Annotated in this window: 17 protein-coding genes; 10 read left to right on the forward strand and 7 right to left on the reverse strand. The window is 62.0% G+C overall.

What is annotated here, in order from left to right; translation table 11 throughout:
* Positions 1–254 precede the first annotated feature (254 nt).
* The 4 genes from NO360_RS15495 (at position 255) to aglF (ending at position 5425) form a co-directional block, all read left to right on the forward strand.
* On the forward strand, positions 255–1433 hold the full coding sequence (locus NO360_RS15495) for a sugar phosphate nucleotidyltransferase (RefSeq protein WP_256308754.1): 1179 nt from the start codon (positions 255–257) through the stop codon (positions 1431–1433).
* On the forward strand, positions 1433–3244 hold the full coding sequence (gene glmS, locus NO360_RS15500; RefSeq protein WP_256308755.1) for a glutamine--fructose-6-phosphate transaminase (isomerizing): 1812 nt from the start codon (positions 1433–1435) through the stop codon (positions 3242–3244). Before NO360_RS15495 ends, glmS begins: the two co-directional genes overlap by 1 nt.
* A gap of 347 nt (positions 3245–3591) precedes the next feature.
* Positions 3592–4491 (forward strand): NAD-dependent epimerase/dehydratase family protein, encoded by a 900-nt coding sequence (locus NO360_RS15505; protein ID WP_256308756.1) that lies wholly within the window; start codon positions 3592–3594, stop codon positions 4489–4491.
* 202 nt (positions 4492–4693) lie between these two features.
* Positions 4694–5425 (forward strand): UTP--glucose-1-phosphate uridylyltransferase AglF, encoded by a 732-nt coding sequence (gene aglF, locus NO360_RS15510; RefSeq protein WP_256308757.1) that lies wholly within the window; start codon positions 4694–4696, stop codon positions 5423–5425.
* A gap of 113 nt (positions 5426–5538) precedes the next feature.
* Here aglF and NO360_RS15515 read toward each other — a convergent pair whose 3' ends face one another.
* On the reverse strand, positions 5539–6552 hold the full coding sequence (locus NO360_RS15515) for a hypothetical protein (RefSeq protein WP_256308758.1): 1014 nt from the start codon (positions 6550–6552) through the stop codon (positions 5539–5541).
* Between the two features lie 277 nt (positions 6553–6829).
* On the opposite strand from NO360_RS15515, the gene NO360_RS15520 reads away from it, so the two are divergent.
* Positions 6830–9367 (forward strand): bacterio-opsin activator domain-containing protein, encoded by a 2538-nt coding sequence (locus NO360_RS15520; RefSeq protein WP_256308759.1) that lies wholly within the window; start codon positions 6830–6832, stop codon positions 9365–9367.
* A gap of 166 nt (positions 9368–9533) precedes the next feature.
* The gene (locus tag NO360_RS15525) at positions 9534–9779 is read left to right on the forward strand and encodes a HalOD1 output domain-containing protein (protein ID WP_256308760.1); all 246 of its coding nucleotides are present in this window, start codon (positions 9534–9536) and stop codon (positions 9777–9779) included.
* Between the two features lie 146 nt (positions 9780–9925).
* On the opposite strand, the gene NO360_RS15530 is transcribed toward NO360_RS15525, so the two are convergent.
* The 4 genes from NO360_RS15530 to NO360_RS15545 all read right to left on the reverse strand — a co-directional run bounded on the left by NO360_RS15530 (position 9926) and on the right by NO360_RS15545 (position 14091).
* On the reverse strand, positions 9926–11218 hold the full coding sequence (locus NO360_RS15530) for a nucleotide sugar dehydrogenase (RefSeq protein ID WP_256308761.1): 1293 nt from the start codon (positions 11216–11218) through the stop codon (positions 9926–9928).
* A complete protein-coding gene (gene wecB / locus NO360_RS15535) occupies positions 11215–12318 on the reverse strand; it encodes a non-hydrolyzing UDP-N-acetylglucosamine 2-epimerase (RefSeq protein ID WP_256308762.1) in 1104 nt (367 codons plus the stop codon). Before wecB ends, NO360_RS15530 begins: the two co-directional genes overlap by 4 nt.
* Complete coding sequence (locus NO360_RS15540; protein ID WP_256308763.1) at positions 12315–13430, reverse strand: glycosyltransferase family 2 protein; 1116 nt, start codon at positions 13428–13430, stop codon at positions 12315–12317. The genes wecB and NO360_RS15540 overlap by 4 nt, the downstream gene beginning before the upstream one ends.
* 376 nt (positions 13431–13806) lie before the next feature.
* Positions 13807–14091 carry a PadR family transcriptional regulator gene (locus NO360_RS15545; protein WP_256308764.1) on the reverse strand — a complete coding sequence of 95 codons (285 nt, stop codon included), beginning with the start codon at positions 14089–14091 and terminating at the stop codon, positions 13807–13809.
* A 424-nt stretch (positions 14092–14515) separates the two neighbouring features.
* Here NO360_RS15545 and NO360_RS15550 point away from each other — a divergent pair, with 424 nt between their 5' ends.
* From NO360_RS15550 to NO360_RS15565, 4 genes are all read left to right on the forward strand, one after another.
* Positions 14516–15109, forward strand: coding sequence for a metal-dependent hydrolase (locus tag NO360_RS15550; RefSeq protein ID WP_256308765.1), 594 nt, complete (start codon positions 14516–14518; stop codon positions 15107–15109).
* A 279-nt stretch (positions 15110–15388) separates the two neighbouring features.
* On the forward strand, positions 15389–16318 hold the full coding sequence (locus NO360_RS15555; protein ID WP_256308766.1) for a glycosyltransferase family 2 protein: 930 nt from the start codon (positions 15389–15391) through the stop codon (positions 16316–16318).
* A gap of 65 nt (positions 16319–16383) precedes the next feature.
* Positions 16384–18165 (forward strand): ABC transporter ATP-binding protein, encoded by a 1782-nt coding sequence (locus tag NO360_RS15560; RefSeq protein WP_256308767.1) that lies wholly within the window; start codon positions 16384–16386, stop codon positions 18163–18165.
* 339 nt (positions 18166–18504) lie between these two features.
* Positions 18505–19950 (forward strand): lipopolysaccharide biosynthesis protein, encoded by a 1446-nt coding sequence (locus NO360_RS15565; protein ID WP_256308768.1) that lies wholly within the window; start codon positions 18505–18507, stop codon positions 19948–19950.
* A 40-nt stretch (positions 19951–19990) separates the two neighbouring features.
* Here the strand turns inward: NO360_RS15565 and NO360_RS15570 are convergent, their stop codons facing one another.
* The gene (locus NO360_RS15570) at positions 19991–21643 is read right to left on the reverse strand and encodes an asparagine synthetase B family protein (protein WP_256308769.1); all 1653 of its coding nucleotides are present in this window, start codon (positions 21641–21643) and stop codon (positions 19991–19993) included.
* Positions 21644–21852: 209 nt separating this feature from the next.
* Positions 21853–23214, reverse strand: a complete 1362-nt coding sequence (locus tag NO360_RS15575) for a sulfatase (protein WP_256308770.1) — start codon at positions 23212–23214, stop codon at positions 21853–21855.
* Positions 23215–23236 lie beyond the last annotated feature (22 nt).

Raw genomic sequence — 23236 nt, forward strand, 5'->3', positions numbered from 1 at the left:
CGAAATCGACCGTTTTTCCGACAGGAGCGATCGACTATTTTTGTCAGCCAGTAGGAATCACTTAACGAACAATCGGCTATTATGGTTCTTTTGACCGTCCGTCGACTTTCTCCAAGGCTATTCATTACAATACTTTAATCCGGTGTCAGGCCGGATATGCATAGCTCCGGCCAGAGAACACACGCGTTGCTCCGGACGATTGATGCCCTCGGTGGGACTGTTCCGCCTCGTTCGACGCTGGTTGCGTCTCACGTATGACTTCGATCGATCAAGCGGTGGTACTCGCTGCGGGCGAAGGTCGTCGGATCCGTCCGCTGACTCGGTATCAACCCAAACCGATGCTTCGAATCGCCGGTCGTCCGATACTCGAATACCCCCTGGACGCGCTCGCAGACAACGACGTCGAGTCCGTCGTCCTCGTGGTCGGCCACGCGAAAAACCGGATTCAAAACCACTTCGAGAGTAGCTATCGGGACCTCGAAATCACGTACGTCACGCAATCGACGCAGTTGGGAAGCGGTCACGCGCTCCAGACCGCCGAGGAGTACACCGACGAGGAGTTCCTCGTCGTCAACGGCGACAACGTCATCGACGCGGCGATGGTACGGGAAACCGTCGATCGATACGTCGATTCCGCCGCCGCCGCGTGTCTCGCCGTCGCGGCCTCGAAGCGGACGGCGGAGTACGGGACGGTCGGGATCCGCGACGGCGTCGTCGAGCGGATCGACGAGGACGGGCACGGCGGATCCGCCCGCGTGAATACGGGCGTGTACGCGTTCGATCGGCAGATATTCCACGCCCTCGACCGCACTGACTTCGAGGACGGCGAACGCCCGCTCACCGGTGCGATCGACGAGCTCGCGGGCGACGTCGTCGCGGCGACGCCCAACGGCGTCTGGTTCGATCCGTCGTACCCGTGGGATCTCCTGTCGACGAACCGGACGCTGATTTACTCGCACTCCGAGCTCGTCGCGGCCGACTCTCCCGTCGACGAGTCCGCCAGGGTGCACGATTCGGCGGTCGTCGGCGAGAACGTGCTCATCGGTCCGGACTGCAAGGTGTCCGCCGGTGCGGTCGTCAGTGACGGGACGTGCCTCCACGCGAGTACGATCGTCGGGGAGAACACGGTCCTGGAAGGGTCCATCGTCGGGCCCGATTCGCGCGTCGGGTCCAACGCCGTCCTCCGGGACACGATCGTCGGCGGCGGCGCGACGATCGGCGACGGCACGGTCTCGCCGGGGCGATCCGCGACGCTCGTCGTCGACGGCACCGAGTACGTCGATCGACGGCTCGGCGGGGTGGTCGCCGACCGCGCGACGGTCGGATCGAACGTCACGGTCAGGCCCGGGTGTCGAATCGGACCGCGAGGGATGATCGCTTCCGGAGTCGATCTCAGAAACGACGTTTCCGAGGGCGCGGAGGTGCTGGGATAATGTGCGGTATCACCGCCCGGGTCGGGCGCGGCGACGCGGTCGAGGAACTGGTTTCGGGACTCCGTAACCTCGAGTACAGAGGATATGACTCCGCCGGCATCGCCACCGCAAACGCCGACGGCCTCGACGTCGTCAAGCGGGAAGGCGAGATCGACGCTCTGTGCGACGCGGTCGAGACGGCTTCGATTCACGGGACGATCGGCATCGGTCACACGCGTTGGTCGACCCACGGTCCGCCGACTGACGCGAACGCGCACCCACACACCGACTGTCGGAACCAGGTCGCAGTCGTTCACAACGGCATCATCGACAACTACGCCGAGCTCAAATCGGAGCTCTCGACGCACGAGTTCACGAGCGAGACGGACACCGAGGTCGTCCCGCACCTCATCGAGGAGTTCCTCTCGGCCGGCTATTCGCCTGAGCAGGCGTTCAGACGAACGATCGATCGGATCTCCGGAAGCTACGCGATCGCCGCCGTGTTCGAGGGCAGCGACACGGTGTTCGGCACTCGGAGCGGCTCGCCGCTGGTGCTCGGTCGGTCAGCCGACAGCTACTACCTGGCCAGCGACGTGCCGGCTTTCCTCGAATACACCGACGAAGTCGTCTACGTTCAAGACGGCGACGTGGTCGCGATCCGCCCGGACGGCTACACGATCACCGACTCCGACGAGGAGACCGTCGATCGTCCGGTCGAGACGGTCGAGTGGGATCCCACCGACGCCGGCAAGGGCGGGTACGACCACTATATGCTCAAAGAGATCTACGAACAGCCGACCGCGCTCAGGCAAACGATTCGCGGCCGGAGCAACCAACTCGACAACCGCGCGGAACTCGAAGCGCTCCCTCGCGGGGTGTTCTCAGACGTGGAGTCGGTCCACCTCGTCGCGATGGGGACGTCCTACCACGCGGCGATGTACGCACGGACGTTGCTCGCGGATCGGGGGATTCCCGCACAGGCGTTCCTCTCGGGCGAATACGGCTCCAACCCACCGCCCACGGGCGATCGGACGCTCGTGATCGCGGTCTCTCAGAGCGGGGAGACTGCCGACACCCTGTCGGCGATCCGAAGCGTGCAGGGAACCGGGGCGCAAACGCTCGCCGTGACGAACGTCGTCGGATCGACGCTCACCCGAGAGTGCGAAGACACGGTGTACATCCGCGCCGGGCCGGAGATCGGCGTCGCGGCCACCAAGTCGTTCTCCGCGCAGGTCGCGACTCTGGTGCTCCTGAGCGAACGGATGAGCCAGGACATTCAGGGCGGGACGCCGAGAGCGACCAGCGATCTGCTCGACTCGATCGCGGTGCTCCCCGACGACGTCCAGCGCATCCTCGACGAGTCGACCGCCGAATCGGTCGCGAAGGCGTACCACGACAGCGACTCGTACTTCTTCATCGGTCGCGGCATCGGTCACCCCGTCGCGCTCGAAGGGGCGCTGAAATTCAAGGAGATCACGTACGATCACGCAGAGGGGTTCTCCGCCGCGGAACTGAAACACGGGCCGCTGGCGCTCGTTACGGAGCGGACTCCTGTCTTCGCGATTTTCACCGGCCGAAACGACACGAAAACGCTACACAACGTCAAGGAGGTGCGGGCCCGCGACGCGCCGGTCGTGGCTGTCGCCGCGGACGGGTTCGGTGAGATCGACGAGTACGCCGATCACGTCCTCCGGATTCCGGACACCCACAACGACGTCGCCGGCGTCCTGGCCAACGTCCAGCTCCAACTCGTCTCGTATCTCGCCGCCGACGAACTGTCACGGCCGATCGACAAGCCGCGTAACCTCGCCAAGAGCGTCACTGTAGAGTGACTACCTGTCGAGTCAGCCGATTCTTGCGGTGCCGTTTCGCGGCGGGCGATCTCGGCGAGAGAGACGGACGGTTCCTGGCGGTTGGATCGTCGACCCGACCGTCCGTCAATTTGATAACACCTGAACCCATACGTTAGCACGGGACCCTGGTCGCGAGATAACCAAACAGCTTGTGTGCCAGCAACTGTGTGCCACGGTCCGGGTCCCGTCTTTACTCTCCGAGCGACGCGTCAGTGATTCGCCCAGGGGACCTCCGGTCGCACCGCGAAAGCTACTTTTCCAGCAACTGAGGGTATTCCGCCATCAGGCACCGACTACTAAACCGGCTGTCGCCCCGACTGGGCGGTATGGAAGCTCGGCGCGTCTTGGTCACGGGCGGTTCCGGGTTCATCGGCGGGGCGCTCGTCGACTCCCTCCGGTCGGACACGGACGTTCGGATCTTGGATGTCGACCCCGGCGCGAGGGCACCCGGCGATGTCGAATTGATCGAAGGCGACGTTCGCGATCCGGAGACGGTCGCGGACGCGGTCGAGGGCGTCGACGTCGTCTTTCATCAGGCTGCCTTGGTCAGCGTCGCGGCGTCGGTCGACGATCCGCTAGAGAGCCACACGATCAACGCTACCGGCACGCTCCAGGTACTGGAGGCCGCCCGACGACACGACGCCCGGGTCGTCCTCGCGTCGAGCGCTGCCGTCTACGGCGATCCTGAACGCGTCCCGGTCTCGGAAACCGACCGACTCGTTCCGCGGTCGCCGTACGGACTGGACAAGTTGGCCTCCGATCACTACGCGCGACTGTACCACGACCGCTACGGGCTGGAAACAGTCGCGCTTCGCTACTTCAACGTCTACGGGCCCGGACAGTCCGGCGGCGATTACGCCGGCGTTATCGACGTCTTTCTCGAACAGGCCCGGAACGGCGACCCGATCACGGTCCACGGCGACGGCGCGCAGACGCGGGATTTCGTCCACGTTCGAGACGTCGTTCGCGCGAACCGCTTGGCTGCCGAAACCGACGACGTCGGCGTCGCCTACAACGTCGGAACCGGCGAGTCGACGAGCATCGTCCGACTCGCCGAGCGGATCAGAGCGGCGGTCGGATGCGATTCACCTATCGTTCACACGGACGCCCGCGAGGGAGACGTCAGCCACAGTCGGGCGGACCTCTCCCGGGCCCGGTCGCGACTCGGCTACGAACCGACCGTGGGTCTCGACGCCGGGCTCGAAACCCTCGTCGACGAGACGTAGCTCGATGAATCGATCGGTTCGAGAAATCGGCTCGCGGTTACGGTCGGCATACGCGGCTGGCATTCACGCCGGATCTGCGTCGCCGCTCTCCGTCGTTTCACCTCCGAGTAACACGGGACCATCTGAGAGGGGTCGCCAGTGACCGCGGCGCTAAGTTATTACGACCTCCATAAACTTATCCCGAAACGTCGACAGTGCCCGTATGCAAGCAGTCGTACTCGCTGCTGGGAAGGGGACGCGACTCCGTCCGTTGACCGACGACAAGCCGAAAGTCCTCGTCGAGGTCGACGGAACACCGCTCATCGAGGACGTTTTCGACAACCTCATCCAGTGCGGTGCGACCGAGTTCGTCGTCGTCGTCGGCTACAAGAAAGAGCAGATTATCGACCGCTACGGGGACGCCTACGAAGGAGTCCCGATCACCTACGCGCATCAACGCGAACAGTTGGGGCTCGCGCACGCAATCCTCCAAGCGGAGCCACACGTCGAGGACGACTTTATGCTGATGCTGGGAGACAACGTATTCAGAGGGAACTTGGGCGACGTTGTGAACCGTCACAGAGAGGAACGGGCCGACGCCGCCTTCCTCGTCGAGGAGGTCCCGTACGAGGAGGCGAGTCGGTACGGCGTCCTCGACACCAACGGGTACGGCGAAATCGTCGAGGTGGTCGAGAAGCCGGACGACCCGCCGTCGAACATCGTAATGACGGGATTCTACACGTTCACGCCGGCGATCTTTCACGCCTGTCACCTCGTTCAGCCGTCCGACCGCGGCGAGTACGAACTCCCGGACGCCATCGACCTCCTCCTTCAGTCCGGGCGGACGATCGATGCCATCCGTCTCGACGGCTGGCGGATCGACGTCGGCTATCCGGAGGACCGGGAGGCGGCCAGCGAGCGCCTGGCCGAGGACGTCGGCGTCGAGGAGGCCTAATCCGAAGACGACGGCGTGGTGGCAGACGGCTGATCGCTCCGGAAGGGTAACACTGCGGACGACGGGGAGTGCACCGGAATCCGAATCCCCGCCGCCGCAGCGACGGCCGACCGTCACTTGTAGCCTTCGCTCGCCAGGTGGTGGTTCATCACTGCCTGAATTCCGTCGACGAACGCGTCGGCGTCGACGCTCTCGACCTCTGAGGTCCGTTTCCGAACCGTCTTGTTTCGGATCTCCCACTCGCGGACGAACTCCGACTCGATCCCGTGTGATTTGATCCGATCGATCAGCCTGCGCACCGTTTTCTCGTCGGCCTCTGTCACCTCCGTCGGCGTGATGACGCCGCGCCTGAGCGCGCAGACGACGACGCCCGAGCTGAAGTCGCCCTCCGCGAGCTCGCGTTCCCAGGTCGTGATCCAGTTGCCGATCCGGGCCATCTGCTGGAGGTCACAGATCAGACTCCGGAGCGCGCCGTACTCGTCGCGGTCGAACGACGGCGAGTGCATCAGATCGATCCCCGCGTACGGGAACATCGCCATATTGTACGCGTCGTGTCGCTCCGCTTCGGTCCGGTTCGCGATCATCGGTTGGTCGTTCAGCAGTCCCGAATACTCCATCGCATCGAACGTCTGTCGGAGGTCGTAGTCGAACACGTCCGCGTAGTCCCCGTACTGGGGGGCTTCTCGGAGACCGCCGTCGATCTCGCCCCACAGGTCCGCGAGCAACTCTAGGACGGGTGCTTCGAGGCCGGCACGTTCCAGGTCGATGTCTGGAAATCCGTCGACGCCGAACGGGATGCGACGGCCGATCTCGAACGTGGGCCGGTCGCCGCTCCGTTCTGCGAGGTCGTCGAGGACGGTCACGAAGATCGTCAAGAGCGTTTTTCGTTCGTACACGTCCGCTAACGCCCCCTTCGACACCGAAGAAAGGGTGAACTCCTCGAAGAGGTTGTGGATCCACTTCCAGAGAAAGCGGTCTCTGTCGCCGATGACCCGGTCGCAGCGGTTCGCGAACTCGCGAACGCTCGGTGGTAGCTCGACGTTTTCGACCGACCGCTTGTACTCCCCCATATTCACGTCCGTTCCCCCGCTGATTGTGGTGACCTGCCCGCGAGCCTCGTGTGCCATACCAGGTTAGTATCTACATAACGAAGTTAAATCTTTTGTTCACGCATTAAGCATAGTTAAAAAAGTATGATTTTGTGACTATCATAAATATTCTGGTAACGTATCGTATGTATTTCCGCCAGATAATGAACGATTTACAGAACGTGAGAGTCTGGATTTCGGCTTTTATGGCCGTTATCTATCATCCAATTGTATAATGATGTGTGAATATGACGGAATATTTATCAATATCCGTGGGCACTGAACGACGTGTCGCGACACCGCAGGTGGGGGCCGAATGACTGGTGACGGAGCGTCGTCTGAAGAGTCGACCAGCGTGGGGTCGTTTCTCGATCGAGCGATCACGGGGTTCCTGTTGATCGACAATTCATTGACCATCACCGCCGCGAACGACACGAGCGCCGGGTTGCTCGACATCGACGGCGATCCAGTCGGGAGCGATTTGGCGACGATCGATCCGATCGTCGGCCCCGAGCTGGCGGAGATCGTCGACGACGCCGCCCACGGCGACACCATCGTCGAAACCGAGGTAACGCTCGACCGGGGGCGGACGGTCGAGGTGCGTGCGGTTCCCACCGGTGGCAACACCGTTTCGATCCTCGTCCGGGACGCCAGCGACCGGGTCCGAATGCGGTGGAAACTTCAGCGATCGAATCGGATCCTCGAAACGCTGGAAGACGGCGTTTACACGCTCGACGAGGCGTTCGTCATCACCTCGGTCAACGACGCCGTCACGTCGATGACGGGGTACGACCGCGACGAACTCGTCGGGTCCCACGCGTCGATGCTCGCCGGCGAACAGACGCTCTCGATGGCGGACGAGCTCATCGAGCAACTCCGCGGCGACGGCGCGGACGTGGGGATGATCGAATCGTCGATTCGGACGGCCGATGGCGACTCGCTTCCCATCGAGACGCACTTCTCCTCGGTCGAGTTCCCCAACGGCAGACAGGAGCGCGTCGGCGTCATCAGAGACGTGACCGACCGGAAGCAGAACGAACACGCGCTCCGGGAACTGAACCGATCGGCCCGCCTCCTCCTGGGCGCGGAGGAGACAGAGGCGGTCTATCAGACGATCGTGGACGTCGCCAGGTCAGTGTGGCCCGCCGCGGCCGTCGTCGCCTATTCGCTCGATCGCTCCGCGTCGGTCCTCGCTCCGGTCGCGGCGTCGATAGACGACCCCGAGGTGGGCGAACCTGGGACCACCGTCTGGGAGGCCTTCTCGACCGCCGACAGCGGAGGCGGAGCCCCGGCGTCGACGGGCGAACGGAGCGACCCAACGAGCGACGGTTCGGCCGAGTCGGCTCCGTCGTTCCACCGCATCAGTTCCGCCGCTCCCGAGCCGATGGGAGGCGAGGGGGGACCAGACACACCGTCGGGAAACGTGGTCGAACGCTCGGACGACGCGGATTCGACCGGGACTCGGACGCTCTATGCGACCCTCGACGAGTACGGGCTGTTGCGGATCGAATTCCCGGACGCCGATCCGGCCGGCAACGTGGGGGAGTCCGTGGAACTGCTGGCGGCGAACGCGGTCGCGGCGCTCGGTCGGGTCGAACGCGAGGCCGAACTCGCACAGCACCGGGAGACGCTCAGTGAACGGACGCGCAAACTCCAGCGGCTCCACGGGTTCAACGACCTGCTCCGTCGGATCAACGGCGCGCTCGTCGAGGCCGACACGCTCGAAGAGATCGCGACTGCCGTCTGCGACCCGCTCGTCGAGGCCGAGTCGGTCGCGTTCGCCTGGTTCGGGGAAACGTATCGGACCGGCGGACGCCCGCGACCGGTCGCGTGGGCAGGTGACGACCGAGGGTATCTCGACGAGCTTTCCGCGGCGACAGATTCGACCGAGTCCCCGGAAGGTGGGTCACTCGATGAACCGAGCCACAGCGCACTCGATTCGGGGGAGCGGGTGCACGTTCCGGACGTCTCCGACGGCCTCCGCAAGTCCCCGTGGCGCGAACGCGCCCTGGTCCGGGGGTTCGGTTCGGTCCTGAGCGTGCCCCTCGTCTACGACGACGTCGAGTACGGCGTCCTTTCGGTGTACGCCGACAGGCGGGGCGCGTTCGAGGGTGAGTTCGGTGAACTGCTCGGGGAACTCGGCGACACCGTCGCCGACGCGATCAACAGCATCGAGACGAGACGGTCGCTCCGGAGCGAGTCCGTCGTGGAACTCGACGTCCGAATCGACGGGTCCAACGCGGTCCTGCCGCGGATCGCGACCGCGCTCGGCGAACGGGTCCACGTCGAGGGGACGGTGCGGCAGTCCGATGACCGGTCCCTGGTCTACCTCGATACCGAGGCGGACCCGACCTCGCTGTCGGAGGCCGTCCACGCCGTCGAGTCAGTTCGCGTCCTCGACGGCGACTCGGCGGGTCGGGTCGAGGTAGTGATAGCGGGCGCGACCGTCGTCGATCGGTTGACGAAACACGGCGTCACCGTGGAGCGTCTGGTCGCCGATTCCGCGGGGTTCGACGCGACCGTGACGCTGTCACCCGCTGTCGACGTTCGAACGGTCCTCGAGAGTCTGGGCGATCGCTACGAATCGGTCGAACTACTGGCCCGCAGGGACCGCGAAATGGGAACCCGCGACGCGAGGGACCCGGGCGCGATGACGGGGGAACTCACGGACCGGCAGCGTGAGGCGGCGCGAACCGCCTACCTCAGCGGCTACTTCGAGTGGCCCCGCGCGAGCACGGGTGAGAACGTCGCAGCGGCGATGGGAATCACCCAACCCACGTTCAACAGACACCTCCGGACGGCCGAACGCAAGCTCTTTTCCTCGCTGTTCGAGACTCCCGGCGACGACGGGTGAGTTGTCTCCGGCGGTCGCGTTCGCTGGAGACTTTACTTCAGATCGGCCCGGACCAGCGTGTGCGTGCTCCCACGGTTTCTACATACGTAGTACCTGATTGATTGACATACCATACGAATCGAAACAACTGCAATGCCCCTGTGACCGCACTGTACAGATGGAGCCAATGACACCGGACTTGGTTGACGACCTCTGCTGGCACATCGTCACGACGGTCGCCGACGAACGCGACGTAGAACCCGAACAGATCGACGACAGACTGTACGACGTGATCGACGTCGAATCGCTGGCACACCTCGTCGATCAGGCGCGCAGTTCCGAGTCGATCGACCTATCCGTTTCATTTCGGATGGCCGGGTGTTTCGTCACGGTGACCGGCGAAGAGACCGTCCGGGCGACCGCTCCGAACTGACTCGCGACCAGGGAGACGTACCGGGAGGAAAGCGCCGGGGGACCGACATGGGGTGGGGAGAGGGGGCGGCGTCGGGGGACGCACGCCGGAAGCGGGGTCGAACGCCCGCGTCAGAGGCACCCACATCGGGGGATGGGGGGAAGGCATCACACTCGCCGGGCTTCGAACCCCGCGTTTCGCCACCGTTCGAGATCGAGGATGGCCCGCGTATCGACGACGTTCGGGTCCGCCATCAGTTCCCGAAGCCGATCGGGGTCGAGTTCGGCGAACTCGTCGTGATCGGTGGCGATCACGATAGCGTGCGCGTCCGTCGCAGCCTCCTCCACGTCCAGGAGTCGCAGCGTCGGATCCCGAACGTGCGGATCGTGGATCGCCACGCCGGGTGTGTCGAGCGTTCCACCGTCCGTCGCGGGCGCCGAGGGCTTTTGCCCGTGCTGTAACTCGCGGACCAGCTCCAGACCTGGACTCATTCTGGTGTCGTCGACGTTGCCCTTGTACGCGGCTCCGAACACGGCGACGCGCTTCTCATCGAGGTCGGAGAGCAACTCCTCCAGGAGGTCGACGACGAACTCGATCATCCCGTCGTTGACCGCCCGCGCCGTCGGGACGAGATCGAGCGCGTCGGAGTCGGCCCCGAGGAACCACGGATCGATCGGGAGGCAGTGGCCGCCTACGCCGGGCCCCGGTTGCAGGATGTCGACACGCGGGTGCGCGTTGGCCATCTCGATCGCCTCCCGTGAATCGATCCCGTAGTCGTGTGCGATCCGGGCGATCTCGTTCGCCAGTGCGATCTCGACGTCGCGGGCGGTGTTCTGGATCAGTTTCACGAACTCCGCCGTCGTCGGGCCCTCGGTCGAGCGGATCGCACCGTCCACGAACGACTCGTAGAGCCTGACCGCCGCGGTCGCGGAGCGGGCGTCGACGCCGCCGACGATCCGGTCGTTCTCCCGGAGTTCGGCGATGACGTCTCCCGGGAGCACGGTCTCCGGACAGTGCGCCAGTCCGAAATCGCGCCCGGCTGCCAGTCCGGACTCCGACTCGATGACGGGCTTCAGGTGTCTCTCGGTGGTTCCCGGCGGGACGGTCGATTCGAGGATCACGGTGTCCCCCTCCCGGAGGACTGTACCGACTGTCCGCCCGGCGGCGGTGACGTAGTCGAGATTCGCCTCCCGTCGGTCCTCGTCGAACGGTGTCGGCACGCAGATCACGTGGTAGGCCGCGGCCGCGACATCGTCGACGATCCGCAACCGTCCCGACTCGACCGCCCGCGCGACGAAGGCCTCGAGTCCCGGTTCGTCGAGGCTGACGTCGCCGTCTCTGAGTTCCCGGGTCAGGACCGGATCCGTGTCGTAGCCGTACACGTCGTGGCCGTGCGTCGCCAGCATCGCGGCGGTCGGTAACCCGACGTATCCTAACCCGTGGACGCAGACCGAACTCATCGCGCGACCTCCCGGGACTTGGTTTCCAGCGGCAGCGACTGCAGGATCCGTTCGGCGGCGTCACCGTCTCCGAAGGGGTTCTCCCAGTCGTCGCCTCGCAACAGCATCTCCGTCGCGCTCGCGACGATCTGGCCGGGATCGCACGAACTGAGGCGGTTCGCTCCGACGTCGATAGTCTCGGGCCGTTCGGTGTTGTCCCGCATCGTCACGCACGGGGTGCCCAGGATACACGCTTCCTCCTGAACGCCCCCCGAATCTGTCAGGATCAACTCCGCTGTCGAAGCGAGCCGCAGGAAATCGAGGTACTCCAGCGGCTCTACCGCCCGTATCGGATCGGGGACCTCGATTCCGAACGTCTCGATTCGGTCGCGTGCGCGGGGGTGGACCGGATAGATCACGTCGGCGTCGTGTGCCTCGGCCGCCCGCTCGACGCCTGCCAGTAGGTCTCTGAACCGGGCCTCGTCGTCGACGTTTTCCTGTCTGTGCGCCGTCATCACGAAGAAGTCGCGGTTCTCGATTCGGAGGTCCGCGAGGACGGTGCTCTTCCGTCGGGCGATCTCCCTGTTCCGGAAGAGGGCGTCGACCACGGTGTTCCCGGTGACGGTGATTCGGCGTTCGGAGAGGCCCTCGTCCAGGAGGTACTTCTTGCTCTGCTCGGTCGGCGCGAACAGGTGGTCCGAGACGTGGTCGGCGATGACCCGGTTGGTCTCCTCCGGCATCGATCGGTCGAAACTCCGCAGGCCCGCTTCGACGTGGCCCAACTCCGCGTCCATCTTGCTGGCGGCGAGCGCGCCGGCCAGGACGCTGTTCGTATCGCCCTGGACCAGGACCACCTCCGGGGCAGTCTCCGCGAGCGCCCGCTCGACGCCGATCAGCATCTCGCCGGTCTGCTCGCCGTGCGACGACGAGCCAACGCCGAGGTCGTAGTCTGGCTCCGGCAGTTCGAGTTGGTCGAAGAAGACCGAATCGAGGCTGTCCGAGTAGTGCTGTCCGGTGTGGACGATCGAGTAGTCGACCTCCAGGCGGTGACACGCCTGAACGACCGGGGCGAGTTTGATGATCTCCGGTCTCGTTCCCAAGACGAACGTGACGTCGGTCATTGTGAACCCTCCTCCGCCGACGCGGCCGTGGTTCCGCCGTCCTGGTATACCTCGAGGCCAGAGGACACGTGTGGAAGGTCCTCGGTTGTCTCGTCCGCGACCTCCCGTCTCGAGTAGTCGACCTTCCGGACGAGCCCCTCGTTTTCCGAGACGTCGAACCACAGTCCGAGCACGATCAGTAGCCCGCCGAGCGTGCCGACGGCGACCGACACCATCCCGCCGAGGAACGAGTCCACCGCGGGCGAAGACAGCGCGTGCAGTCCACCGGCGACGCCGGCGAGCGTCACGACCGCGCCGAGCACGTAACAGGCGATCAGCGGGTGGAACATCCGGAGGACGTACGATCGGGTGAGTCGCTCGACGAAGTTCCGGCCCAGGAGGAAAGAGACCCGCGGGATGAACGTCCAGTAGTTGATGCCGCTTTGCTCGTCCGCGTAGACGGCCGGGTGTGAGACGTCTGCGATCGGTTCCCTGTTGACGTTGAGCGCGAAGAGCACGTGGTTCAGGAACCCGTACCGATCGTAGAGACGTTCGAAGCCGATGGTCCGCAACCCCTCGTTCGATATCGCCGTGAAACCGTTCTGTGGATCGGACAGCTCCCAGTAGCCGCTGGCGATTCGCGTCAAGAGGGTGAGCGAGACGTTTCCGAAGAGCCGCCAGTTCGACATCGAGGCGTAGTCCTCGCGCGAGGACAGCCGGTTTCCCTTCGAGTAGGTGACGTCACCGCTCGTGACGGGCGCGAGGATTCGATCGAGGTGGGCCGGGTCCATCTGGCCGTCCCCGTCCATCACGGCAGCCACGTCTATCCCGTCTTCGAGCGCGCACGCGTAGCCAGTCTTCACGGCCGCCCCCGCGCCCCGGTTGCGCTCGTGTTGTACGGTGACGACGCGCGCTGCAGCATCCCTCTCATCACCGCCGACGGCGCTGGGCCCGGCCTCGGAGTTGATACGGCGGGCCGACTCTCGTACTTCCTCCCAGGTGCTGTCGGTCGAGGCGTCGTCGACGGCGTAAATACGGTCGACGTACGTGGGCATCGTCTCGAGTACGTCACCCACCTGACCGGCTTCGTTGTACGCGGGGACGACGACGCCGATAGTCTGTCCGTCGTACATCGTCAACTCGCGACCTCGTTCGGCGTCGCGAGTCTCCCCGACGTCCAGTTCGCGAAGCGGGGTCGGTACGGGCGAACGGTCTCGGTACTGAATCGGTGCATATAGGATCCTCCATAGGTTCCCGACGCGCGCGGTTCGATCACCGCCAACACGGCGGGGCGTATCCGTACAACCGCTCTATGTGGGTTTTGTTATACACTGCCTCAGTGACCGCCCGGGGACGGAGTCGCACGTCGGCTCCGGTGGTCGGAGTTATCGAACCGAGAGACCACTGACACGATATTCGGCGGTTTCAGGCGCATTAGCCGATCGATCTTCGGTTAACAGGACACTTACTCAGCGGATCGAAAGCCTCGGCCAGCGGGTCCTCACACCCTTACAGATTCACGTATTGGTCTTCCCACTCTCGCCGGGACCTGAGGCTTTCGGTCCCCTTCTCCGTGATCTCGTACACGTTCGTCCGACGGTCGCTCTGTCCCTTTTCGACGTATCCCTTGTTCACGAGCGTATCCAGGTTCGGGTACAATCGCCCGTGCGTGATCTCGCCGATCACCTCCTGCAGTTCCGTTTTGATCTCCTGACCCGATGGACTGGACAGTCCCACGATCACGTAGAGCAGGTCCCGTTGAAAACTGGTGAGCTCGAAAAGCGGTTCGGACATATTCCTGTGCTCCGCCCGTGAGTGTTTTGTTATACGGAACTAAACGCCCGACCGGTAGTACATATCCAGCCCTTTGTGATCGACGTCGCAGAACAGACGCTCCCACGGTTAAAAACAGTGGTCGGCGGAGACATTCGGACGCCGGTTGTCTATCTATTAGCTACGTATTTACCGGCGTCCGGTCCGTACAGCTGCTCTCGTCTCTAACGACGGGGAGACGATACCAACGACATCGATTCTGACAGCGGCCGGTCGGCAACGACGTTGATATCGGCAGCCGCCGGTCTGGAGGGAGACAACCTCCCGAACCGACGGCGATGCCAGGATCGTCGCGTCACATAGAGATCCGAGGAAGTCGTCTCGACGGCCGCGAGATCGGAGTAGTCTAATACTAACTAACCCCAGGTGACTAGTCAGACCGAGTATGTGGCCTTGGGAACACGCACTCTTCGCATACGTGTGTTACTCGCTGTATCTCAGGGGACGCTATCGATCCCGACCCGCCGATTGGCCGGTCGTCGCGCTCGCGGTGGGATCCGCCTTTCCGGATCTGGTCGACAAGCCGCTCGCGTGGCAGTTCGGGTTTTTCGAGAGCGGATACGCGGTCGCACATTCGGTGTTCGTGGCCGTTCCGGCTTCTCTCGTCCTCGTCGCGGTCGCGAGACGATACCGACGTGAACGGATCGGAATCGCCTTCGCCACCGGCCATCTGCTCCATCTGGTCGGCGACGTGCTCCCCGCGTCGCTCTCGTCTCAAACGCTGTATCTCACGCCGGTCCTGTGGCCGATCGCTCCCAGCCGAGTTATCGTCGATCGGGGATCGTTCGCCGACGGCGTCCGAAGCCTCCTGACCGAGTACGTCGCACAACTACTCACCCTGGACCTCACGGCGGTGATCGCGTTGCAGATCGGATCCGTCATCGTCGGACTGGTACTGTGGTTCGCCGACGGATTGCCCGGGCTGATGCTCGTGCGCTCCACGGTCGGGCGGACGATGAAATACAGGCGGAGTGACTAAACGAAACCGTTGAATCGGTGTGTGGACTCATTCTCAAACGACGGGTGGGACGTCGGCGTCGAGTCACGGATGCACCAGACTGAGGAGCACCGAATATCGGGCACCTGGACCGATCGCGGGCTCGGTCCCGCCCGTCGCTGAAGTGTTCCGATGTTAGCGAAACCCAGGAGATCCGGGCTTGACCCATCGCCATCGAACTGAATCCACGAGGATTAGATATAAAAAAAAAATAACGATAGGGACGAATTAACAAATTGACCCATCTTCCAAGGGACGCATATGCCACCGATCATCTCGGTCATCATTCCCACCTACTATCGGAACGAGCTTCTTTCAAGAGCGATCGAGAGCGTCCTCAGACAGGACTATGACCCCGTCGAGCTGATCGTCGTCGACGACTCAGGAGAGGGGAACGCCGATCCCGTCTTACAAAGATATGACGGAGTGAAGCGAATCACTCGCGATCAACCCGGTCACTGGAATGCGGCACTAACTACTGGAATAGAGGCCTCGACGGGTGAATACATCCAATTCCTCGATGATGACGACGAGCTCCTTGAGGGGAAGCTTACGAAGACCGCTGAAATACTGCAAGAGAATCCGGACGTGGGTGTCTCATACTGCGGCGTCATCAGGGGCGACGAACGACACTACCCGAAGCCGAGTGTCCGCGGCGACTTTCTCGAGGAAGCCCTGGCTTTCCAAACGTTCCCACTGTGGACGGGATCGATGCTGATGAGGCGGGACGTGTTGATCGATTGCTTGCCGCTCGCGGGGATGGGCGAAGACGACGATCTGGATATCATACTGGGGGACACGGACCTGAAGATCGAACTGGCTCGGCGGACTAAAGCCGACTACGTGGACGAGTGTCTCGCCTTTTATCGTCAGGAGACGAATAGTCTATGGACCGGACCCAACCGATTCGAGATTGTGAAAAAGACAACCCAACACCAACGAGAACTTTACGATCGGTATCCAGAAATCCGACGGAATCTCCTCTCCTCTTGGCATCAAAAGCAAGCGGTCTACTGGCTCGAAAAGAGATTCTGGTCTCCGAAGGCCATTTCCCACTTCCTCAGGGGCGCCTACTACGCCAATGGGCTTACGAACCGGGCAAAATGCGGGGCTGGAGCTGCGGCGTCGATCCTGGGTCGTCCGGGCTGGAACGCCGCCGAAAAAGTTCGAAATTCACTCCATCACGGTTGACACTCCGGGCTGTGACGGTGATAGGACCGTATTAACAAACTCCGTTCGAGGATACTTAAACAACGATGCCCGAAGATCTAGGATTTCGAGAAAAGCTTAACGCGCTCTATCTGATTGCGTCGTTCAAGCCTCGTTTCACCACCGCTATCGTCGGGTTCGGTGTCCTGACCGCGCTGCTTGAGGGAGTCGGTGTGACGCTAATCGTCCCGCTGATCGAAGTCGCCCAGTCATCGGGAGCGGCGCCCGACGGCGGGATCGCCGGGGCCTTCGCCAGCATCTACGAGTTTCTCGGACTGCCGTTTACGGTCGGGTCAATCGTCCTCGGAGTCGGGCTTGTACTGACGGTTCGCTACGCCTTCACGTTCCTGACGGAGTGGGCACGCGTGCACCTACGGATGAATTACGTTTGTGACCTCCAGTCTCGTGGCTTCGACAACACCTTGGAAGCGCGTATCGCTTACTTCGACCGCGAGGGTTCCGACGACATCCTCAACGCGATCGTCACACAGGCACAGCACGCCGGTGAAGCGATCGAGGCGTTTGTCCGGATGTTCCAGCGGAGTATGCTCATCGTGATGTACCTCGGTATCGCGCTGTACCTCGCTCCGAGGCTCACGGTTGTGTCGGTGGGGCTCGTCGGCATCCTGACCTTCGGGCTCCGCAACACGATCGAATCGGGGTATACAATCGGAGACCGCGTCGCCGACGCCAACGAAAAAATCCAGCGTGCGGTCCAGGCCGGGACGCAGGGGATTCGTGAGGTGAAGACGCTGCGGTACGGCTCAAAACTCCGCAACGACTTCGGCGACGCGATGGGACAGTTCGTCGACGCCTCGATCCGGGTCAAACGGAACGAGGCCCTGATCGGCAACGCGTACAACCTCTCCATCGCACTGCTGATATTCGGGCTGATCTACGCGGCGTTCGTATTTACGAGTATGTCGTTCGGCGTGCTCGGGGCCTTCCTGTTCGTGATGTTCAAACTCGGACCCGTAGTGAGCGGTACGAACAAGCGGTTCTACCAGTTGGAGGGGATGTTGCCCCACCTCATCCGGACCGAGGAATTCATCGATACGCTGCAACGTCATCCGGAGATCGAAGGTGGCGAGGAGCCGGTTCCGGAGGACCCCTCCCCGGTTACCTTCGAGAACGTCTCCTTCTCGTACGACGGGACCGAAGAGGTGCTCTCGGACGTTTCGTTCCGGATGGACGAGGGTGAGTTCGTCGCCTTCGTCGGCGAGTCCGGGGCCGGTAAATCGACCATCGCGTCGCTTCTCGCGAGACTGTACACGCCGGATTCGGGACAGATCACGGCGGCGGGACGACCGGTGAACGAGTACGATATCGACGACTGGCGCTCGCGGGTCGCATACGTGCGACAGAATCCGTTCATCTTCAACACGACCCTCGAAGAGAACCTCCGTATCGCGAACCAAGATGCCAGCCCCCAGGAACTGGAGCGCGTCTGTGAGATCGCACAGGTCTCAGAGTTCGTCGACGACCTTCCGAACGGATACGGGACCGAACTCGGAGACGATGGTGTCCGTCTCTCCGGGGGACAACGCCAGCGGGTCGCCCTCGCCCGCGCCTTGCTGGAAGACGCGGACGTTTTGGTCCTCGACGAGGCTACGAGCGACCTAGACACGAACATCGAATCCCGAGTTCAGGCCGGCATCGAGTCGATGGACCGTGAATTTATGATTCTCGCCATCGCGCACCGTCTCTCGACCATTAGCGACGCCGACCGGATTTATACTGTCAAAGACGGAACGATCGTCGAGCGGGGCGAACACGAGTCGTTGCTCGAAGACGACGGCCAGTACGCGGAACTGTACTCCGCGCAGTGAGGTGGCGGTCGTTCCTTCTGGCCGCGAACTCCTGCCAGTGGGTATCTGTGCCGATCGCCGGATGCACGCGTCACGATAGCCGGGACATTCCGACGTCCGACGATTCAACGAGCTGTCCCACGGGGTGGGGTCGACCTCCGGAGTTGTACGAATCCTAACCTGTTTTTTGTCGTGATTACCTTTGTCTGGTGGTTGCGATATCGAGTCATACGGGTGAGACCGCAGTATGAGCAGACCGCCTAGAGGACTGACGAGATCGCTACCCGATTCGACCGGGGGACGACCGTGAAAGACCGCCTCCGTAGTCTCCTGGAATCAGCCATTCCGAGCGGATCGATAGTGGATCGCAGCATCCAGAGCGGGCTGTGGGCCGGCGGAATCAAGTTTTCCAGTCGATTCCTGCAGATTCTGATGTTGATAATCCTCGCGCGACTGCTCGTGCCCAGGCAGTTCGGACTCGTCGGTATCGCGTTGATCTCGTTGAGCGCGACGCGAAACTTCTCGAAGATCGGTCTGAAGTCGGCGCTCGTCCAGCGACGCGACGAGAACGTCGACAAGTATCTCGATACGGCCTGGTGTCTCGAGGCGCTCCGAGGTGCGGTGATCTTCGGGGTGCTATTCGCGTTGGCTCCCACCATCGCAGGCGTCTTCGACGAACCGTCTGCGACGCCGTTGATCCGAGTCATCGGGCTCGGTCCACTCCTGTTCGGCCTCCGGAACCCGGGCATCATCTACTTTCGGAAGGATCTCGAGTTCCACAAGGAGTTTGTCTACAAAGTCAGCGGCGGGTTCGTCCAGTTTTTCGTCGGCGTCGGCTACGCGCTCGTCTCGCCGACCGTCTGGGCGCTCGTGTTCGCGTACGTCTCGGCGGACGTGTTCCGCTTCGGACTCTCGTACTTCATCCACGACTACCGCCCCCGGCCTTCGTTCGACAGCTCGATCGCGAAGGAACTGATCGACTACGGGAAGTGGATCACGGCGTCTTCGGTCCTCTATTTCCTGTACCGGGAGGGCGACGACGCCTTCGTCGGGTGGTTCATTTCAGCCACCGCGCTCGGGTTCTACCAGTACGCGTACCGAATCGCCGACACGCCGTCGTCCGAGGTCTCCGAAGTGATCGCCAGTGTCAGTTTCCCGGCGTTCTCGAAACTCCAGGACAAACCGGCTGAACTCCGTCAGACGCTTCTCGCAACGACGCGCGTCACGGGTTTCGTCACGATTCCGATGTCGCTCGGCATCGCGATTGTCGCTCCGAGCTTCGTCCCGGTCGTCCTCGGATCGGAGTGGACGCGGATGATCCGACCGATGCAGTTGCTGGCGCTGTACGGATTGTTTCACTCGATCACGCGGAACTTCGGTTCTATCTTCAAGGCGCTTGACCGCCCCGATATACTGGCGAAGCTTGCTGCCCTCAGAGTCGCTTGTATCGCCGTGCTGATCTGGCCGGCGGCTGACCTGTTCGGCATTGAAGGCGTCGCGCTCGTCGTCGTCGGCGTGTACGCCTTCCCGATGCTCCCGCTCGACGTGTTCGTGGTATCAAGGCTCACGCAAACGGCGCCGATGGCGCTCGTCAAGGAGTGGTTCTATCCGGCCATCGCTGCTGGCATTATGCTCGGTATCCTCTGGCAGCTCCGCAGGATGTTAGAGGTGGGGCCACTGGTAGAACTCGTCGTCTTGATCCCGTCAGGTATCGTCGTCTACACCGTTAATTGCCTCCTCTTCGCGCGGTACTTGTCGTGGCGGATCGAAGACGATATTCGGTCCATCGGCCGCAGCCTTGGATGAACGGCCCACACCGGTTGCGACGCTTATCGTATTTTCTACCTTACCCCTGGAGTGCACGGTCGAATTCGTTCTGCACCGGAACGTCCCAGAACCCCCTCTGATACAGATAGAGGAGCAGCAATGTCCTCGGCCTTATTGTATAGAATGACATCGATTCGAACTCCTCTTTACTGATAATTCCATATCTAGGGTCCTGTTCGTACCAATCGATATCACGTTGATCGTAGTACGTCTTGCGTATGTAATCCATCAGTGAGTCAGGGAGACTGTGGATTAGTCGGGTCGCCGAACTCCAGGTCCTCTCTCGAAATGATTCTCCAGTACCACGGGGATCAAACTCCTCACTTTCACCGACTATGCGAACGTGTAGCTCGTCGACGTAGTTCTCAAGGATGCGTCGTTCAATCTTGTCCTGATACCTGGTTCGCTCGTAAAACGAACACAATCGGCGATCGAGTAACGGATACCACATATCGAAACCCAGATATTCGTACTCGCGCCGAGCGAGAATGTACTTCGGCAACCGTTCCCGCCAATACCACTGTTCGTATCCTCGAACAGCGTCCATCGTCGACTCGAAGTTTCCGTGTTCATACAGGGCTCCCGGGACTCTATCCAGAATTCGACCCTCGAACAGTCTTCGAAAGTCAGTGTCTCCCTGTGCGATCCAGTTGGCGTAGTGGCGGTTCCACATCAGATCTAGAAACTGGCCCCGGCTGATCCCATCCTGTTCCCTAATTTGGCCGGAAAGGGACTCACCAGCGCTCATCAGTTGGTGGCCCAGTACGTGAACGACGTCTTCGACTTCTACTCCAGCCTCCTCGAGTTTTCGACGGAGTACGAACTTGTATAAGTGTGGATATTCTGATAAAAATCCCACATCGTGGATAAGGCTACTCTGATCTGCCGTCTGTAGCTGCTGGAAGTCCGACTTTTCACTCGTAATCTCGATGTGCTCGAAATTTAGTTTTTCAGCGATTGATTCAGCGATTCGCATCTTCTCCCGGCTTCCTGAAGCAGTCAGTGTCGTGTATGTCACTGTGTCATCGTACCCCAGACGGCGGAGCATCAACGCCATGAGGCGCGAATCGTATCCGCTGGAGAGTCCTAATAGTATCGTACGTCCGTCGGCGTACCGGATCAACCGCTTAAACACTTCTACGAGTCTTTCCTCGAAGGTCTCTGCACTGGCTGGTTCGACGTTTCTACCGGGGTCATAGCAGTAGTACTGCTCTTTATTGATGGAAGATTCCGCATTGCCTTCCCGAAATATAACCAACTCCCCGGCCTGAATCTGCTTGACGTCGTTACTTAGCGTGTCGCTCCCGGTTACATAACACGTAAATATGTATTCGTCCGTGGCTGTCGGATCGTAGCCGTTTTGACCTCCTGACTTATGCACCCATTCCGACGAATCACTGACGTACACCTCGTCGGTGTTTGCGTAGTAAAGGGGCCAACTTCTGACGTGATCGACGGCGGCGTAGACCGTGTCGCCCTCACGGTGTATTACGGAGAAGAAGCCATTAGCTCGGGATAGTATTGACAGTAAACCGGCTTTTCCATCCGCGTCAGATATCCTAGCAGCAAATTCCTCCCGTGATACGTGTTCCCCGTCAATGAACGCGTTTCCGCTGACCAGCGTCTCCCCGGACTTCGACCAATGGTCATCGGATCGAATATGTATCTCCATACTGCCCGGACTTGCTCACAGAACATTGTTACCAGATTCCTAATCTGAACAGATAGTACATTCACTCAGTTCCACGTGAACCTGTTCCCTTCGTTCGGAGGTACTTCGCTCCGCACGCCTCAATGCGGGTTCGATAGGACCTTGACATACGGCCGTTTCACGGGTCTTCGTTACTTTTCCGGAGCGATCGTTGGCCGAGCGAGCGCTGTTCACTCTAAGTAGCCCAGGTCTTCGAGTTGGGACTCGATACCGCGTGAGAGGGTTTCCGGCTCCGCCTTGGCTCCGTCGCCCCGTTCGGCGAGTCTCGCCACTCGACTCTCCATCGCCTCTGCGAACTGGTTCCGCAGGTCCCCTTCGTTCTTGGAGAGCTGACTTCCGTCAGGACCGAACAGGTACTCCCTGCCGTCCTCGGCCCTGACGTATCGGTGCGTGCCGTCGGAGAGGACCCGCCACCGTGTGGTCGGTTCGCTGGTCCGCCCGGTGTGCGGCACGTAATCCTCGACGAAAGCGCCTTCGTCGCCACACAGCGCCGCCGTCGGCGACAGTTCGGGGTCCGAGGCGAGATCGAAGATCCCAGTCAGCTCCGCGGGGTGTGACACCCGTTTCGGGTCGTCTTGTCCGGGTCGTTTGACGACCAGTGGAACATCTGTGTTGACGCTCCGGGTCGAGTGCGGTGGCGTTCCGTTGCGGTCGTGCTCCCCGAGGTTCTTCCCGTGGTCGGCGACGATCACCACAAGCGAGTCGTCGTACCGCCCGGTCTCTTTCAGTACCGATAGCAACTGGCCGAGCTTTCGGTCCTGGTATCGGAGGCTCGCGTCGTAGAATTCCAGGACCCGTTCGCGTTGCTCCGGTGCTAGGTCGCTTCGACCGAGGACGTACGCGAGAAGTCTCGTGTTCAACAGCCGTGGCTCGATCGGCCCTGGAGGCGAGAGGTCCAGCGCCTCGAAGGCGTCTCTCGGCGGGAAGTACGGGCTGTGTGCCTCCATCAGGTTCAGGAACGTGAACGTCGGCGGGCCATCGCGGGCGGTCGCTCGCAGCCATCTGGTCGCCCGTTCGACCAGATTCGCCGTGAACATACGTCGCTTCAACAGGAAAACCGGCTGGCGAGCGGCCTGTGCGAGCAGCCCGTGTGCCGCCGAGTACAGTCGATCCCGCGTCGTCGAGATGTCGGTGTCGCCGTCGACGCCGATCTCGAGGTCCCACTCGACGTACTCGTCGAACCCCCTGTCGATTCCGGACAGCGAGCCGACCCACGGGTTGTTCGAGAACCCGGCGGTCCGATATCCGTCGGCCGAGAGTCGTTCGGTGAGCGTATCGATCGATTCGGGGAGACGCAACGACTGGTCGGAGAAGCCGTTCGTGACGCCGTGCTCGCTGGGAAATACCCCGGTAAACATCGAGCAGTGCGACGGTAAGGTCCAGGGAGCCGGCGTGTAGGCGTCTTCGAACAGGGTCGCCTCCTCGGCGAGTTGGTCGAGGTTCGGGGTCGTCGTTCGGTCGTGGCCGTACGCCGAGACACGGTCCCGGCGAACCGAGTCGAGAACGACGAACAGGATATCTGGATCAGCCATACGAGGGTGGAACAGCCGTATC

Origin of the sequence: Halobellus litoreus (genome assembly GCF_024464595.1) — an archaeon.
Lineage (GTDB): Archaea > Halobacteriota > Halobacteria > Halobacteriales > Haloferacaceae > Haloquadratum > Haloquadratum litoreum.

What these genes read in the sequence shown, in the direction of transcription:
- NO360_RS15495 (WP_256308754.1), top strand. Translation starts at nt 255, where the DNA reads ATGACTTCGATCGATCAAGCGGTGGTACTCGCTGCGGGCGAAGGTCGT.
- glmS (WP_256308755.1), top strand. Translation starts at nt 1,433, where the DNA reads ATGTGCGGTATCACCGCCCGGGTCGGGCGCGGCGACGCGGTCGAGGAA.
- NO360_RS15505 (WP_256308756.1), top strand. Translation starts at nt 3,592, where the DNA reads ATGGAAGCTCGGCGCGTCTTGGTCACGGGCGGTTCCGGGTTCATCGGC.
- aglF (WP_256308757.1), top strand. Translation starts at nt 4,694, where the DNA reads ATGCAAGCAGTCGTACTCGCTGCTGGGAAGGGGACGCGACTCCGTCCG.
- NO360_RS15515 (WP_256308758.1), bottom strand. Translation starts at nt 6,552, where the DNA reads ATGGCACACGAGGCTCGCGGGCAGGTCACCACAATCAGCGGGGGAACG.
- NO360_RS15520 (WP_256308759.1), top strand. Translation starts at nt 6,830, where the DNA reads ATGACTGGTGACGGAGCGTCGTCTGAAGAGTCGACCAGCGTGGGGTCG.
- NO360_RS15525 (WP_256308760.1), top strand. Translation starts at nt 9,534, where the DNA reads ATGACACCGGACTTGGTTGACGACCTCTGCTGGCACATCGTCACGACG.
- NO360_RS15530 (WP_256308761.1), bottom strand. Translation starts at nt 11,218, where the DNA reads ATGAGTTCGGTCTGCGTCCACGGGTTAGGATACGTCGGGTTACCGACC.
- wecB (WP_256308762.1), bottom strand. Translation starts at nt 12,318, where the DNA reads ATGACCGACGTCACGTTCGTCTTGGGAACGAGACCGGAGATCATCAAA.
- NO360_RS15540 (WP_256308763.1), bottom strand. Translation starts at nt 13,430, where the DNA reads ATGTACGACGGACAGACTATCGGCGTCGTCGTCCCCGCGTACAACGAA.
- NO360_RS15545 (WP_256308764.1), bottom strand. Translation starts at nt 14,091, where the DNA reads ATGTCCGAACCGCTTTTCGAGCTCACCAGTTTTCAACGGGACCTGCTC.
- NO360_RS15550 (WP_256308765.1), top strand. Translation starts at nt 14,516, where the DNA reads ATGTGGCCTTGGGAACACGCACTCTTCGCATACGTGTGTTACTCGCTG.
- NO360_RS15555 (WP_256308766.1), top strand. Translation starts at nt 15,389, where the DNA reads ATGCCACCGATCATCTCGGTCATCATTCCCACCTACTATCGGAACGAG.
- NO360_RS15560 (WP_256308767.1), top strand. Translation starts at nt 16,384, where the DNA reads ATGCCCGAAGATCTAGGATTTCGAGAAAAGCTTAACGCGCTCTATCTG.
- NO360_RS15570 (WP_256308769.1), bottom strand. Translation starts at nt 21,643, where the DNA reads ATGGAGATACATATTCGATCCGATGACCATTGGTCGAAGTCCGGGGAG.
- NO360_RS15575 (WP_256308770.1), bottom strand. Translation starts at nt 23,214, where the DNA reads ATGGCTGATCCAGATATCCTGTTCGTCGTTCTCGACTCGGTTCGCCGG.